The 16,005-nt window shown below is 46.7% G+C and carries 15 protein-coding genes and 1 other annotated feature; of the genes, 8 read left to right on the top strand and 7 right to left on the bottom strand.

The window, feature by feature from the left end:
- Positions 1-1,158: 1,158 nt before the first annotated feature.
- Entirely contained in the window at positions 1,159-1,983 is an 825-nt protein-coding gene (locus tag D6C13_RS01320; RefSeq protein ID WP_120131050.1) for an SDR family oxidoreductase, read from the bottom strand.
- A gap of 327 nt (positions 1,984-2,310) precedes the next feature.
- Positions 2,311-2,432 (top strand) — a sequence feature (His leader region).
- Between the two features lie 72 nt (positions 2,433-2,504).
- Here D6C13_RS01320 and hisG point away from each other — a divergent pair.
- From hisG to hisIE, 8 genes are read left to right on the top strand one after another with little or no spacing between them, the layout of a single operon-like run.
- On the top strand, positions 2,505-3,404 hold the full coding sequence (gene hisG, locus D6C13_RS01315) for an ATP phosphoribosyltransferase (protein ID WP_120131049.1): 900 nt from the start codon (positions 2,505-2,507) through the stop codon (positions 3,402-3,404).
- A 3-nt stretch (positions 3,405-3,407) separates the two neighbouring features.
- On the top strand, positions 3,408-4,721 hold the full coding sequence (gene hisD / locus D6C13_RS01310; protein WP_120131048.1) for a histidinol dehydrogenase: 1,314 nt from the start codon (positions 3,408-3,410) through the stop codon (positions 4,719-4,721).
- Complete coding sequence (gene hisC / locus D6C13_RS01305; RefSeq protein WP_120131047.1) at positions 4,721-5,854, top strand: histidinol-phosphate transaminase; 1,134 nt, start codon at positions 4,721-4,723, stop codon at positions 5,852-5,854. Before hisD ends, hisC begins: the two co-directional genes overlap by 1 nt.
- Before the next feature lie 14 nt (positions 5,855-5,868).
- Positions 5,869-6,933 (top strand): bifunctional histidinol-phosphatase/imidazoleglycerol-phosphate dehydratase HisB, encoded by a 1,065-nt coding sequence (gene hisB / locus D6C13_RS01300; RefSeq protein ID WP_425272689.1) that lies wholly within the window; start codon positions 5,869-5,871, stop codon positions 6,931-6,933.
- Positions 6,933-7,523 (top strand): imidazole glycerol phosphate synthase subunit HisH, encoded by a 591-nt coding sequence (gene hisH, locus D6C13_RS01295; protein ID WP_120131045.1) that lies wholly within the window; start codon positions 6,933-6,935, stop codon positions 7,521-7,523. The genes hisB and hisH overlap by 1 nt, the downstream gene beginning before the upstream one ends.
- A gap of 5 nt (positions 7,524-7,528) precedes the next feature.
- On the top strand, positions 7,529-8,266 hold the full coding sequence (gene hisA, locus D6C13_RS01290; RefSeq protein ID WP_120131044.1) for a 1-(5-phosphoribosyl)-5-[(5-phosphoribosylamino)methylideneamino]imidazole-4-carboxamide isomerase: 738 nt from the start codon (positions 7,529-7,531) through the stop codon (positions 8,264-8,266).
- Positions 8,248-9,021 carry an imidazole glycerol phosphate synthase subunit HisF gene (gene hisF / locus D6C13_RS01285; RefSeq protein WP_120131043.1) on the top strand — a complete coding sequence of 258 codons (774 nt, stop codon included), beginning with the start codon at positions 8,248-8,250 and terminating at the stop codon, positions 9,019-9,021. The genes hisA and hisF overlap by 19 nt, the downstream gene beginning before the upstream one ends.
- Positions 9,018-9,659 (top strand): bifunctional phosphoribosyl-AMP cyclohydrolase/phosphoribosyl-ATP diphosphatase HisIE, encoded by a 642-nt coding sequence (gene hisIE / locus D6C13_RS01280; RefSeq protein WP_120131042.1) that lies wholly within the window; start codon positions 9,018-9,020, stop codon positions 9,657-9,659. The genes hisF and hisIE overlap by 4 nt, the downstream gene beginning before the upstream one ends.
- A 71-nt stretch (positions 9,660-9,730) precedes the next feature.
- On the opposite strand, the gene wzzB is transcribed toward hisIE, so the two are convergent.
- From wzzB to D6C13_RS01250, 6 genes are all read right to left on the bottom strand, one after another.
- Positions 9,731-10,723 (bottom strand): LPS O-antigen chain length determinant protein WzzB, encoded by a 993-nt coding sequence (gene wzzB, locus D6C13_RS01275; protein ID WP_120131041.1) that lies wholly within the window; start codon positions 10,721-10,723, stop codon positions 9,731-9,733.
- Between the two features lie 202 nt (positions 10,724-10,925).
- On the bottom strand, positions 10,926-12,335 hold the full coding sequence (gene gndA / locus D6C13_RS01270) for an NADP-dependent phosphogluconate dehydrogenase (RefSeq protein WP_120131040.1): 1,410 nt from the start codon (positions 12,333-12,335) through the stop codon (positions 10,926-10,928).
- A gap of 170 nt (positions 12,336-12,505) precedes the next feature.
- Entirely contained in the window at positions 12,506-13,297 is a 792-nt protein-coding gene (locus tag D6C13_RS01265; protein ID WP_120131039.1) for a glycosyltransferase family protein, read from the bottom strand.
- A 1-nt stretch (position 13,298) separates the two neighbouring features.
- Positions 13,299-14,426: a glycosyltransferase gene (locus D6C13_RS01260; RefSeq protein WP_120131038.1), complete on the bottom strand. Its 1,128-nt coding sequence runs from the start codon at positions 14,424-14,426 to the stop codon at positions 13,299-13,301.
- Positions 14,414-15,004 (bottom strand): DapH/DapD/GlmU-related protein, encoded by a 591-nt coding sequence (locus D6C13_RS01255; RefSeq protein ID WP_120131037.1) that lies wholly within the window; start codon positions 15,002-15,004, stop codon positions 14,414-14,416. The genes D6C13_RS01260 and D6C13_RS01255 overlap by 13 nt, the downstream gene beginning before the upstream one ends.
- Positions 14,985-16,005: glycosyltransferase (locus D6C13_RS01250; protein WP_244212609.1), on the bottom strand; the 1,021-nt coding region annotated here is incomplete at its 5' end. The genes D6C13_RS01255 and D6C13_RS01250, both read right to left, overlap by 20 nt.

Here is a 16,005-nt window from a genome sequence, read left to right as displayed (position 1 = left end):
TTACTATCAAAACAATTGAATCATTGGCTGTTTAATAAATCTCACGATGACAATTAGATTTATCCCGCGGTATTTACTTCACCGCCAATACAAAGTTGTTCCTGATGTAAACTAAATTAATTGAGACAATTGCACTGCTAAGTATTAGTGAAACACTTTAGTTTTGATGTACTGGCAGGGTCCGTTGCTGTGATGGCGTGTCATTCAGTGAAACGCTTTTACATACATTATTAGGAATAATCTTACTACGACGCAACTCTAACCCCGTTTCCTTTACACATACAATCTTGCCGTGGACGAATTTTGAATAAAGTGTGATGTAGATCACATTATTAAAATTTATTTTGTCTCCAAAAGTGCAATTTATCGTGAGGATTTGCGTAAAATTAAGTCAAAAGTAAAAAACCGTCTAAAAAGCTGTCTTCAAACTGTCTTTTTTCGCCTTTTTTAGATCATTTTGTACAAAGACCACCTAAAGCCAAATGATTAGCACACACAGTAATTAATCATAGTTCATGCAGTTTTTTATGCTGCGAATTTCAAATAGCATGATCATTGTGCTAATTATGCACAAGCCAGTCGTGGCAGGGGTTTTCGGGGAGTAATCTTAAAGAATTGTGTTTAAAATAAGTGCGGATTGTTGTGAAATCGTGAGCAACCACGTGGTTTCAAAAGTAAAAAGAAAATGATTGTAATTATTTATTACAGTGCGTGCGGAGACATCCAGTCATAAGACCAGATTGATAAGGATAAGTGATGAAACAGCGGATTTGGCCGCGCTTACCTATCGGCACCTCTTCCGTAAAACTTTAGCGATTGGGGTTAAAAAAGTGGTTTATGTGGCGCAAGCGTAAATTAACAGCGTGGGAATAAGATTTTTATTACCAACGCAGCTATACCAGACTAGTTTCACACTCAAAATACGAATAAAACACATCTTTTGCGCAGAGGTTTTCAGGTATAAGTGAATAACCTGCAAAAGTGAAGGTCATTCAATTGTCTTATTCCTGAAATACGCTTCCAGGATACTTTTGAACAGTGATTACTTTCATTCAAAGTAATCTGATATGTCGTTGCACGTTAATACAGCAAATAAAAAAGGCCTGCTGATATTTCAGGCAGGCCATAACTTATTATTATCCAAAAACCGTTTGACGATTAAAAAGGCATAGATTGCGGATCCGGATACTGATACTCAAAACCGAGTTCTTTGCAGATCCGCTCACCATCTACTATTTTGCCCTTTCCTGCTGAAGCTTCATCAGCAAATGTTGGCGGTTGCAACCCCATCTGTCTGGCCAGTGCCGGATAGAAATCGGCTTTAGCAGGATGCTTCGGCGCACATAAGTTGAAGGTATGCCCTCCTTTTGGCCGGCTGAGCAGTAACGCGATGGCCGCCACCACGTCATCCTGATGCACCAGATTGACACCGTGCTGCCCGCCTTTCACCTGCGTTTTACCCGCCATGAAACGCCCGGGGTGACGGTCTCCGCCCACCAGACCCGCCAGACGCAGTACATCGACTGAAGTATTGGGTAATCCGTGGAACCAGTTCTCCAGCTCTTTAAGCACTTTGCCACTCGTGGTCACCGGCTCCAGAGGAGAATCTTCGCGCACAGTGCCTTCCGTTTCGCCATAAACTGACGTCGAACTGGTGAAAATAATCCGTTTGACGTTATGCGCCAGTGCGCTGTCAGTTAAAAGCTGCACAGCCTGGAAATAAACTTCACTTCCCTCGACGGTCCGGCGCGCAGGCAGAGTGATAATCAGGGCATCAACATTCAGCAGATGGTCGAGGTCTTCCGCTTCGCACTCCATTTCTGGCGCGAAAACCAGCGGGAAACATTCGATCCCCACCATTCTTGCGGCATCCACGCCATCAGGCGTCGTTTTGCTGCCCACCACATCGTAACCTTTTGACGCCAGCGCCATCGCCAGTGGCATTCCCAGCCAGCCCAGTCCGATAATCGAAACCTTCTTCATACTTTGCTCCGTTTGTTCAGAGGCATTTGGCATCACATCACCAACTGCTGATATCTTCCTTTATACTAGCAAATATCGCCTTTTCCCCGTTCAGTCTGCGTAAGGTTTTCTTCGGGTCTGTTAACAGATTATTCAATTTACAGATGAAAACCCTTCCGCTGATAAGAAAAACTCATCATCGGAAAAAAAGGTTGCGCCGCCGCCGCCTGATAGTTTACTTTTATTAGCAATGAATTTGATATGTGTGGCTAATGACTCAAACCTGAATCACGCGGCACCTGAATCACTGAATCGAGATACTGACATGACAAACGTTCTGATTAACCACCATCATCACCATCACCCTGACTAGTCTTTCAGGCGATTGGTGCTGGGAGACTGTTTAGATCTTCCAGTGGCGCAGAACGCAGAGATAGCCCTCGGAAGATTTCTTCCGGGGGCTTTTTTTTGGCCTGACGGATTGAAGTGAAAGAATTTTACACAAAACGATTTATATAAATAATTGAGAAACTGAGGTCATCATGCTGGATAAAACACGTTTACGGATAGCAATGCAGAAATCGGGTCGCCTGAGCGATGAATCACGCGAATTACTGGCGCGCTGCGGCATTAAAATCAATCTTCAGGAACAGCGTCTGATCGCTTTCGCTGAAAACATGCCCATCGACATTTTGCGCGTACGTGATGACGATATCCCGGGACTGGTCATGGATGGTGTGGTTGATCTGGGTATCATCGGCGAAAACGTGCTGGAAGAAGAGCTGCTGAGCCGTCGCGCCCAGGGCGAAGATCCGCGTTACTTCACCCTGCGTCGTCTGGATTTCGGCGGCTGCCGTCTGTCGCTGGCGACGCCGCTGGACACCGAGTACACCGGCCCGCAAAGTCTGCAAAACGCGCGTATCGCCACCTCTTATCCGCACCTGCTCAAGCAATACCTCGACAAAAAAGGCATCGATTTCAAATCCTGCCTGCTGAACGGTTCTGTCGAAGTCGCCCCGCGTGCCGGTTTGTCTGATGCGATTTGTGACCTGGTGTCTACCGGCGCAACGCTTGAAGCCAACGGACTGCGCGAAGTCGAAGTGATTTACCGCTCCAAAGCGTGTCTGATCCAGCGTGACGGCGAAATGCCACAAGAGAAACAACTGCTGATCGACAAAATGATGACCCGTATTCAGGGCGTTATTCAGGCTCGTGAATCCAAATACATTATGTTGCACGCGCCAAGTGAGCGTCTGGATGAAATCGTGGCCCTGCTGCCGGGTGCCGAACGTCCGACCATTCTGCCACTGGCGGGCGATCAGCAACGCGTGGCCATGCACATGGTCAGCAGTGAAACTCTGTTCTGGGAAACCATGGAGAAACTGAAAGCGCTGGGCGCCAGCTCCATTCTGGTTCTGCCAATCGAAAAAATGATGGAGTAAGCCATGAAGCCTGACGCGTTCACTACCCCGATTGACTGGCAGCAATGCGACGAACAACAGCGTCGTGAGCTGCTGACACGCCCGGCAATTTCGGCGTCCGACCGTATTACCGAATCTGTCAGTGAAATTCTGCGCCGGGTGCGCAGTGAGGGTGACAGTGCGCTGCGCGAGTTTTGCGCCCGCTTTGATAAGACTGAAGTTCAGGAATTGCGCGTCACCGCACAACAAATCGAGGCCGCCTGTGCGCGTTTGGGCGATGACGTTAAACAGGCGATGGCTCACGCCGTCCGCAATATCGATACGTTCCATCAGGCGCAGAAACTGGCTGTAGTCGATATCGAAACCCAGCCAGGTGTGCGTTGTCAGCAACTGACCCGCCCTATTCAGTCCGTCGGACTGTATATTCCGGGCGGTTCTGCACCGCTGGTTTCCACCGTATTAATGCTGGCAACTCCGGCACGTATCGCCGGATGCCAGAAAGTGGTGCTGTGTTCCCCGCCACCGATTGCCGATGAAATTCTGTATGCGGCGCGACTTTGTGGCGTGGAAGAGGTGTATCAGCTTGGCGGGGCGCAGGCAATTGCCGCGCTGGCTTTCGGCACCGAAACTGTGCCACGTGTGGCAAAAATCTTCGGACCGGGCAATGCCTATGTCACCGAAGCCAAACGTCAGGTTAGCCAGAGTCTGGACGGCGCGGCGATTGATATGCCAGCGGGGCCTTCCGAAGTGCTGGTGATTGCCGACAGTGGCGCAACGCCGGACTTTGTGGCCTCTGATTTGCTTTCTCAGGCAGAACACGGCCCCGATTCCCAGGTGATTTTACTGACACCTGATTTGAAAATGGCGCAGGCCGTAGGCGAAGCCGTTGAACGTCAGTTGCAGACACTATCCCGCAGCGAGATTGCCCGTCAGGCACTGGCGAGCAGCCGTCTGATTGTGGCGAAAGACCTCGCGCAATGTATCGAAATCAGCAATGCGTACGGACCTGAGCACTTAATTTTGCAGACCCGTGAACCGGAACAATTTGTCGACAGCATCACCAGTGCCGGTTCGGTATTTCTCGGTGACTGGTCACCGGAATCAGCGGGTGATTACGCTTCCGGTACCAACCACGTTTTACCGACTTACGGTTACACCGCGACCTGTTCCAGCCTAGGTCTGGCCGATTTTCAGAAACGCATGACCGTTCAGCAGTTAACGCCTGAAGGTTTGCTGGGTCTGGCGAATACTATTGAAACGCTGGCGCAGGCAGAACAGCTGACCGCACACAAAAATGCCGTGACTTTGCGCGTGAATGCCTTAAAGGAGCAACGCTGATGAGCAACGAAAACAATCGCAGCGTTCAGGCGCTGGCTCGTAAGAATGTGCAGGAACTGACTCCGTATCAGTCTGCCCGTCGTCTGGGCGGAAACGGTGATGTCTGGCTGAATGCCAATGAATACGCCATCGCGCCACAGTTTGAACTGACGCAGCAGACCTTTAACCGCTATCCGGAATGTCAGCCCGCGTTGGTCATCAACCGTTATGCGGCCTACGCCGGTGTGGATCCCGAGCAGGTGCTGGTCAGCCGGGGTGCTGATGAAGGCATCGAGCTTTTGATCCGCGCATTCTGCGAGCCGGGTAAAGATGCCATCCTTTATTGTCCGCCCACTTACGGTATGTACAGCGTCAGCGCGGAAACCATTGGCGTTGAAGGCCGTACCGTCCCCGCCAAATCCGACTGGTCACTGGATATTCCTGCCATTGAAGCCGCGCTGGATGGCGTGAAACTGGTTTACGTGTGCAGCCCGAATAATCCGACCGGTAATATTATCGACCCGGATGAAATCCGCGCCGTACTGGAAATGACCCGTGGCCGCGCGATTGTTGCGGTCGATGAGGCTTATATCGAATTCTGCCCGCAGGCGACAGTTTCCGGCTGGTTGCAGGAATACCCACACCTGGCCATTTTGCGCACGCTTTCCAAAGCCTTTGCGCTTGCCGGTCTGCGCTGCGGATTTACGCTCGCCAACAGCGAACTGATTGGCTTATTAATGAAAGTCATCGCGCCTTATCCTTTATCTACGCCGGTGGCCGATATTGCCGCACAGGCGCTGAGCCCGGAAGGACTGGCCGTGATGCGCCAGCGCGTGACAGAAGTGACGCAGAACCGCGAGTGGTTACTGGCAGAACTGGAAAAATGCGGCTGTGTTGAAGAGGCCTTTGCCAGCGACACCAACTATGTGCTGGTCCGCTTCACCGCTTCAAGTTCAGTATTTAAAAACCTCTGGGATCAGGGCATTATCCTGCGTGACCAGAACAAGCAACCGGGGCTTTCCGGCTGCCTGCGTATTACGATTGGTACGCGCAGTGAATTGCAACGCGTGATTGACGCCCTGCAACCACTGCCGGGCGCAAACGCCATGACCATCAACGATAATCAAAATAGCCCCCGCAAGGAGCACATGTGAGCCAGAGTCCGTTATTGCAAAAAACACTGTTTATCGACCGCGACGGTACGCTGATTTCGGAGCCACCGGAAGATTTCCAGGTGGATCGTCTGGATAAACTGGCTCTTGAGCCGGGTGTTATTCCGGCACTGCTGGCAATGCAAAACGCCGGTTTCAAACTGGTGATGATCACCAACCAGGACGGTCTGGGTACCGCCAGTTTCCCGCAGGAAACTTTCGACCCGCCGCATAACCTGATGATGCAAATCCTGACTTCTCAGGGCATCGTCTTTGACGAAGTGCTGATTTGCCCGCACCTTCCGGCGGATCACTGCGATTGCCGTAAACCGAAGACCAAACTGGTCGCCGGTTATCTGGAAAGCGGCGTGCTGGATACGGCAAATAGCTATGTGATCGGTGACCGTGATACCGATATCCAGCTGGCGGCCAATATGGGCATCGCCGGGCTGCGTTATCAGCGCGATACATTGAACTGGGCCGCCATTGCTGACCAGCTGACTAAACGTGACCGTCACGCAAAAGTGAACCGTGTAACACGTGAAACGGCGATTGATGTGGATGTCTGGCTGGATCGCGAAGGCGAAAGCAAAATCCGCACCGGCGTCGGCTTCTTCGACCATATGCTGGATCAGATTGCGACTCACGGCGGTTTTCGTATGAACATCGAAGTGAAAGGCGATTTGTATATCGACGATCACCACACCGTTGAAGACACCGCCCTTGCCTTAGGCGAAGCGCTGAATAAAGCGCTGGGGGATAAACGGGGTATCGGCCGCTTCGGATTCGTACTGCCAATGGATGAATGTCTGGCACGCTGCGCGCTGGATATCTCCGGGCGTCCGCACCTGGAATACAAAGCGGAATTTAACTATCAGCGCGTCGGCGACCTGAGCACCGAAATGGTCGAGCACTTCTTCCGCTCTCTGTCTTACGCGATGGCCTGTACCCTGCACCTGCGTACCAAAGGCAAGAACGATCACCACCGCGTCGAAAGCCTGTTTAAAGTCTTTGGCCGCACGCTGCGTCAGGCCATTCGCGTGGAAGGCAACACCCTGCCGAGTTCGAAAGGAGTGCTGTGATGAATGTCGTTATCCTTGATACCGGCTGCGCCAATCTTTCTTCTGTGAAATATGCGGTGCAACGTCTGGGCTATGAGCCGGCGGTGAGCCGCGAAGCAGAAATTGTGTTGCAGGCTGACAAACTGTTTTTGCCAGGTGTCGGAACGGCTCAGGCCGCGATGGAACAACTTGAGCAGCGCGAGCTTATCGAACTCATCAAAGCCTGCACACAACCGGTGCTGGGTATTTGTCTGGGCATGCAATTGCTGGCTTCTTCGAGTGAAGAAAATGGCGGAATTAATACGCTGGGCATTATCGAAACACCGGTAAAACGCATGCAGGACAGGGGCTTGCCGCTGCCGCACATGGGCTGGAATCAGGTCATCGCTAACGCCGACAGCCACCTTTTTCGCGGCATCGATGAAAACGCCTACTTCTATTTCGTCCATGGATTTGCCATGCCGGTATGCGAAAACACCATCGCGCAGACACTTTACGGTGAGCCTTTCAGCGCCGCCGTGCAAAAAGACAACTTCTTCGGCGTGCAGTTTCATCCCGAGCGCTCCGGTGCCGCTGGCGCACAGTTGCTGAAAAACTTTCTGGAGATGTAAACAGGATGATTATTCCCGCTTTAGATTTGATCGAAGGCAGCGTGGTGCGTTTGCATCAGGGCGATTACGGTCAGCAACGTGACTACGGCAATGATCCGCTGCCACGCTTACAAGATTATCAGCAGCAAGGCGCACAGGTTCTGCATCTGGTGGATCTGACTGGCGCGAAAGATCCGGCCGCACGCCAGATCCCTTTGCTGACCAAATTACTTGCAGGGGTTTCTGTGCCTGTTCAGGTCGGTGGCGGTATCCGCACCGAACAAGACGTTGAAGCGTTGCTCAGCGCCGGTGCGACCCGCGTTGTGGTCGGTTCAACAGCAGTAAAAAATCCGCAGACCGTACAGGGCTGGTTCAGCCGTTTCGGCGCAGATGCGCTGGTTCTTGCGCTGGATGTACGCATTGATGCTGAAGGCACCAAAAATGTGGCCATCAGCGGCTGGCAGGAAAACTCCAACGCCACGCTGGAAGAAATTGTCGATCAATATCTGCCGTTCGGCCTGAAACATGTGCTCTGTACAGACATTTCACGTGACGGCACGCTAGCGGGTTCTAACGTTGAGCTTTATCGCGAAGTCACAGCACGTTATCCGCAGGTGGCTTTCCAGGCTTCTGGTGGGATCGGTTCTTTGGATGATATTGCGGCATTACGGGACAGCGGCGTAAAAGGTGTGATTGTCGGGCGCGCATTGCTCGACGGTAAATTTACTGCGACGGAGGCAATTTCATGCTGGCAAAACGGATAATCCCCTGCCTCGACGTTAAAGACGGTCAGGTCGTGAAAGGCGTGCAGTTCCGCAATCACGAAATCATCGGTGACATCGTGCCATTAGCGAAGCGTTATGCCGAAGAAGGCGCGGACGAACTGGTGTTCTATGATATTACGGCGTCCAGCGACGGACGTGTGGTGGACAAAAGCTGGGTTTCGCGCGTGGCGGAAGTCATCGATATCCCCTTCTGTGTTGCGGGTGGGATTAAGAGCCTGGAAGATGCCAGTCAGATTTTACAGTTCGGTGCCGATAAGATTTCTATCAACTCCCCGGCGCTGGCTGACCCGACATTGATCAGCCGCCTCGCTGACCGGTATGGTGTACAGTGTATCGTTGTTGGCATTGATACCTGGCACGACGCGGCGACCGGCACCTATCAGGTGCATCAGTTTACCGGCGACGAAGCCCGTACCAAAGTCACCACCTGGCAGACCATTGACTGGGTGAAAGAAGTGCAGGAACGCGGTGCGGGTGAAATTGTGCTGAACATGATGAATCAGGACGGCGTACGTAGTGGTTACGACCTTGCGCAACTGAAGATGATGCGCGAAGTATGTCATGTTCCGCTGATTGCCTCTGGCGGCGCGGGCACAATGCCGCATTTCCTCGATGCATTCCGCGAAGCACGGGTTGACGGCGCACTGGCCGCTTCCGTATTCCACAAACAAATTATTAATATCGGCGAGCTGAAAAGCTACTTAGCCGAAAATGGCGTGGAGATCCGCTTGTGAGTAATCAGGACGTAAAAACCGGTCAGCTGACCGGTGAACAGATTAACCAGCTGGACTGGGAAAAAGTGGATAACCTGATGCCGGCCATCATCCAGCATGCGATATCAGGTGAAGTACTGATGCTCGGTTATATGAATCAGGAAGCGCTGAGCGTTACGCAATCCTCCGGCAAAGTGACTTTTTATTCCCGCACCAAAGAACGTCTGTGGACCAAAGGCGAAACATCAGAAAACTACCTGAACGTGGTCAGCATCACGCCAGACTGTGATAATGACACGCTGCTGGTACTGGTCAATCCGGTCGGCCCGACTTGCCATAAAGGCAATAACAGCTGCTTCCACCCTGCCGAAACTGACTGGGCGTTTTTATATCAGTTGGAAGAACTGCTGGCATCGCGCAAAACAGCCGATCCGGAAAGTTCATATACCGCCAAACTGTATGCCAGCGGCACCAAACGTATCGCGCAGAAAGTCGGTGAAGAAGGCGTGGAAACCGCACTGGCCGCCACCGTCAATGACCGCTTTGAACTGAAGAATGAAGCGTCAGATCTTATGTATCACCTGCTGGTATTGTTGCAGGATCAGGATTTAAATCTGAGTGCTGTGATTGAGAATCTGCGTCAGCGTCATAAGAAATAACGCCAGATTCAGGACCTAAAAAAGCCGCCTTTGCTGAAGAAGCATTGGCGGCTTTTTAGTATTTAATTTTATCAGGAACGTGGTAAGTAGGATTTTACCATGTTACGACCAAGGACAATCACTGAACCCACAATAATTCCCAGAATCGCACCGAGTAGGAGAATTAACACTTTCTTAGGGCTATCTCTGTGTATTGGCAGATCCGGTTTCATGACATAACGAAGTGCATATGTAGAATCAGGCTTAGATTTTAACGCGGTGATAGCCAGCAGGGACTGACGCGCACTGTAGTAAGTTCTGTCCAGGGGCAAAGGACGCGTCGCTTCATTTTTAATGGTGGCAGAGAGAGCATCACTACCCAGAACAAAGAGCGTGTCTTCAGAAAGTGTTTCAGCCTGCTGTACCAGGGTATCTTTGATATTGGATTCCTGTGCAACAATCAAAGCCTGATTCAGCATTTTCAAACGTAAATCTTTCTTCTCCTGCGCCACTTTTTCTTTAGTCGCTAAATCTTCTTTTAGATCTTCAATTTTAGAGTTGATACTGATTTGAAGGTCATTATCCAGCTCGCTGACAACGCGTTTGTTGATCTGCTGAATGTAGGTTGTCAGTGTTTTTTGTGCTTCAGCAGCATTTGCCGCCGTATAACTAATTTTAAGGGGAACAGGTTGATCCTTTACTGCCGGTACGATGGTCAGTTTTTCTGGAGTCGCCTGGTTACCCAGCTGCTCTGACAATGCAGAAATGGCAGAATTGAATCGACCGAAAAAACGTTGCTGAACATCGACAACTGTCGGGGCATTTCCGGGATTCTGGCTATACAGTACGCTCATGGCGTTGTTGTAGTTTGCAATTTGCCCTGAATCTGGATATGTGACTATGGCTTCAGAAGTCCATTTCTGTTTAGCCACAGACAAATATACAACCGCCAGAATAATTGTCAAAATCATCACTGTAATGATTACTATTTTACCGCGCCACAACTGCATAAGGACGTCGATGAGGTCAATTTCTTCATTTTGTCTCGAAGACAGATTATTGGTCATTTTGTTATCTTGATTCATGATTACCCTAGAGAGAAAAAGTCACATTAGATCAGCAATTTGTGCCAATCAATTATAGACAGGTTTCCAGAGAAAATTGGGATTATAAGCAATGATTTTCGTAAGAATTCCCTGAAAAAAATCACTCGGGGATTTAAGAGGAAAAAAACCCGGTCCAAAAAAACGCCCCTCTGCGGGGCGTTAATATGTTAGTTAACTCAGATTAATCCAACCATTCCGTATGGAATACACCATCTTTATCGGTACGTTTATAGGTATGCGCACCGAAGTAGTCACGCTGTGCCTGGATCAGGTTTGCTGGCAGAACCGCTGAGCGGTAGCTGTCATAGTAGTTGATCGCAGCTGAGAAGGTCGGTGTAGGAATACCGTTCTGAACAGCATAAGACACCACATCACGCAGCGCTTGCTGGTATTCGTCAGCAATGTTTTTGAAGTAAGGAGCCAGCAGCAGGTTAGCGATTGATGCATTCTCTGCATACGCGTCGGTAATTTTCTGCAGGAACTGTGCACGGATGATACAACCCGCACGAAAGATCTTAGCGATCTCACCGTAGTTCAGATCCCAGTTATTCTCGTCTGAAGCCGCTTTAAGCTGTGAGAAGCCCTGCGCATAAGAAACGAGTTTACCGAGATACAGAGCACGACGAACTTTCTCAATGAATTCAGCCTTGTCGCCTGAGAAAGGTTTAACTGCCGGGCCTGACAAGACTTTAGAAGCGGCAACGCGCTGGTCTTTCAGGGAAGACAGGTAGCGTGCAAAAACGGATTCGGTGATCAGAGTCAGTGGTTCTCCGAGATCCAGAGAGCTCTGGCTGGTCCATTTACCAGTGCCTTTGTTCGCTGCTTCATCCAGAATCACATCGACCAGGTATTTACCCTCTTCGTCTTTTTTGGTGAAGATGTCTTTGGTGATGTCGATCAGATAGCTGCTCAGCTCACCTTTATTCCAGTCAGCGAAAGTGGTAGCCAACTCTTCGTTGCTCAGGTTCAGTGACTGTTTCAGCAGAGAATATGCTTCTGCGATCAGCTGCATGTCGCCGTATTCGATACCGTTGTGAACCATCTTGACGTAATGACCTGCACCATCTGCACCGATATACGCTACACACGCGTCGCCATCTTCAGCACGCGCTGCGATTTTCTCAAGAATTGGCGCAACCAATGCGTACGCTTCTTTCTGACCGCCAGGCATGATAGATGGGCCTTTCAGGGCGCCCTCTTCACCGCCGGAAACACCGGTGCCAATGAAGTTAAAACCTTGCTCAGACAGTTCACGGTTACGACGAATGGTGTCTTTATAGTAAGTGTTGCCGCCATCGATGAGGATGTCGCCTTTATCCAGATATGGAGTCAGGGATGCGATGGTTTTATCAGTTGCTTCACCGGCTTTCACCATCAGCAAGATACGACGAGGTTTTTCCAGCGAGTCAACAAATTCTTCGACGGTGTAGTGCGGAACCAGATTTTTACCCGGGTTTTCAGCGATAACTTCATCAGTCTTGTCGCCAGAACGGTTAAAAATGGAAACGGAATAACCACGGCTTTCGATGTTAAGCGCGAGGTTACGGCCCATGACCGCCATACCGACAACGCCGATCTGTTGTTTGGACATTACAAACTCCTATCAGGTGAACTTGCTGCGTAGATCAGGATGTTAAACATATCAAAAATGCTTTCTTATTTCATCTTAAGGATGTAAACGATATGTGTCTGAGCAACATATAGCATATGACTAAAAATGAAAACATTAACTAAGCTATCGCATTGATAATATTTAAGGAATTAAAGCGATGACTTAATTCTGCTAAAATTATTCTTGGTCAAGAATATTTTTCTGAGCAAATAACGACCAATGCTTTTGAGGTGCCATCTAAAGGCCTGTGATAAAAAGTTACGATTATCATGATGTGCATAATGAATAGCATCAAAGTGAGGAATGTAGCGAAGCCGGCTCCCAGATAAACTTAGACGATAAGAGATATCGATATCCTCGCAATACATGAAATAACCTTCATCAAATCCTTTAATGCTACGATATTGTGCTACTTTAATGAGCATGAATGAGCCAGCACACCAATCTACCTCAATCTCTTCTGAAATGTCTTCTTTGATATATTTTGTTTTATTTATTCCTAATAAAAAAGAAGAAGCAAAGTCAATAAGATTTGGAAAGTTGCGAATTGAATAATAGTGTTCTGTTTTCTCAAAGTTTTTATATAAACAAAGCGTTGAGAAGGGAATGTCATGTCTTATATTATATTGAATGAAACCAACCAAAACGTCATCCGTAATATAGATATCTGGGTTAAGAATTAAAAAATAATCGCTATTATTTGCATGAAGTATCTCGATCGCATACTTTGCTGCTATGTTATTGTTTTTTCCAAAACCATACTGCATGTTACTAGAAATATACTCAACGCTCTCTAGACCATTACAGTATTTTTGTAACTCTTTATTATTCAGGTTATCTTTAACAATTACTTTGTAGAATGAAGAGGTTAGATTCAAGCCACTAAAGAGCTTTTTTATAAAATTGTCATGACCATGAGAAACAACTATTATATACACCATACTATTTAAAATCCACTATGTATGAAATGAGTGCATTAAACCCAATAATTTCTTCAGTACACTGACAATCCAGTACATCATCATGATGGATCTCAGGCAATCTACAACTCAAAAAAGAAAGAATTGCGTTATGTAAAGCATCACTATTTTTTGGGTCGAAAAAAGTCTTTTTTGGGTAAACACCTAATGTCTCATGAGCATATGGTAGATCCGCAGCCAAGATCCATAAGCCATGCATTTTGGCCTCAGAAATCGGCAGGCCCCATGTTTCTAGTTTAGAAGGGAAACAAAGTATGTCAGACTCTTTATATTGAATGGTCATATCCTTCTTTGAGAGGTAACCCAAAAATTTGACATTACTTAGTGCACCATATTTTTCCAACAGTAATTTAGAGTATTTATTCTCTCTGCCATCAAAGGTAACTCTAAACTCGACTCGGTGATCTGAAATCATCATTTGAGCAACATCTAGAATTATCTCGAAATTTTTAAATACACGACTTACAGCAGGATAGAATATTATTATCTTATCGTTATCGCTAAAGGTATTCTTGCTTTCACTGGTTTTCAATGAAGAATTTGGAGGAGCTTTTACTTCAAATTCCGGTCGTGAAACGACAATTTTTTTTAGTTGGTAAATGCGTTTGAATTCATTAGCAAGCCAATGTTGTTGTACGAAAACAGCATCATTCTTTTTGATATTAAAACCATAGAATTTAGAATATAACATCTTGAATATGAAAAAACTTGGCTCTAAAAATACCTCTCTCAATGTTATACTATGGTAAAATGGTGCCGGGTTATGACAATAAACAAACCGGTATTTAGTCACGACATTGGCGGTCATGTCATGTAAGCAAAACCAATGGGTTGCTCTTAATTCTTTAGAAAGTTTTCTGCAAGAAAAATACTCAAAGCGGATTCTAGCCAACCATGATTTTTTGGGTTCTGGAAAATCTATGAATTTGATCTTTGGAAAACTTAGCTTAAGTTCATCACTATTATTAACAAGAGCGACAACCTCGATATGTTCGAGCTCAGAAGCAGCTTTTAAGGTTTCCTTTAAAATTGTGTAGGGACCACCATGCGTGAAATTAACGGCAGAAATTACTAACTTTAGCTTTCCCATCTAAAAGTCTCAAAATTGTATGTTTTTACTATTTTGGCTGGCACACCTGCAGCAATTGAATTATCAGGTATATCATGAGTTACAATAGCACCTGCTGCTATAATCGAACCATTGCCTATTGTAATCCCTGGTAAGATTGTCACATTTTCACCAATCCAAACTCTTTCACCTATTACCACTGGTGCAGAGACTAATGGGCGCTGCGAGGGTATTACGAGAGGCGAGCTTGATTTATCTGATTGCCCAATCATGCCATGATTATGATCGGTTATAAACACTTTACTCGCAATTAATGTATTGTCTCCTATGATAACGCTATCAATAACAGCCAAATGAACATAATCGTTGACCTGGACATTTTTTCCAAAGACTAACGTACCGCTACCAAAAAGATCAATTCTAAGACCAACACCAGAGGTAAATTTTGTTCCATAGCTGATCTTATTATCACAACGAATATAAAATGGATAACGTACAATCCGACAACTATCTGGGAAAAATAGCTTTGTAATTAGTACATCTCTCGCTAGTCTAACAGTGCCGAAAAAACCATATCTCTTAATGAATCGAAAAATCATCTATGACCTCATCAACAACCTTTGATAGATAATAACCTTGCCTTATCTTTTTTGATATTATTTCTACATTTGAATTAATCAATTGGTATTGTTCTAAGCTTATAGTATTAACAATATTCATTGCTTCTTTGATGTTCGAAACACCAAATCCGAGATTATTATCAATGATAAAACTTGCAATAGCAGCTTCTTTCCAAATCAATACAGGTAATCCCATTGATAAATACAGAGATGTTTTATGTGGATTATTAAATTTTAAATATTCGCCAAAACTTCCAGAACATGTTTCAATAGAATCACCATCCCAGATCAAGCCAAATACGATACCTGGCTGTCTGATTGCATCAGGAAACTGGGAATCAAAACTACCCATGTAATTTTGGCTTCCGCCTGCATAATTGACACCAAAAAGCTTTATGTTGTCGACATCTTCAAGGGTGTAAATAAATCCGCATTTTGCCCTATCAAGGTTACCAGCAAATATAACTTCTCTTTGTTGGTCATTTATCAAACGAGGAGCGCTTTCATAGGGTAAGTAATAATCAAAAGCGTGGATTTCTGAAATATCAATTTTCTTACTACTCTTATTTTTTAAATACAGAGACATATTTTTATTATGGCTAATGATTTTATCACACGATAAAATCCTTATTGGGTCCTTACCGTGTCCACCACGCAAAGCATCTATATCATGAATCAGCGGCACTATTTTAAAGCCTTTCAGCTTTCTTGCTAAAGTTAAAACCTGCCAAAAGGGTTTAGGCATAGGAAAATTAAATAAAAAAACATCTGTTCGATTTAGCGTCAGTAAAAAATGAAATAGCTTACTCCCATTTGTTAGTCTTGATAACAAAGAGCCCCAAAGAGGTATATTGATTACCTGAACACGCCCCATTTCACTAATGATATCCACTGCATCCTTTCTTGCTTTAAAGCCAGCATCTTTACGTACGAAATTTAGCTCATTCAAAAAATATATTTTCATTTGTGCAAAGTAATCC

It is taken from the genome of Rahnella woolbedingensis (genome assembly GCF_003602095.1).
GTDB classification, from domain to species: domain Bacteria; phylum Pseudomonadota; class Gammaproteobacteria; order Enterobacterales; family Enterobacteriaceae; genus Rahnella; species Rahnella woolbedingensis.
Note: the sequence above shows the minus strand (reverse complement) of the source record. Positions and strands in the feature narration are given on the sequence as shown.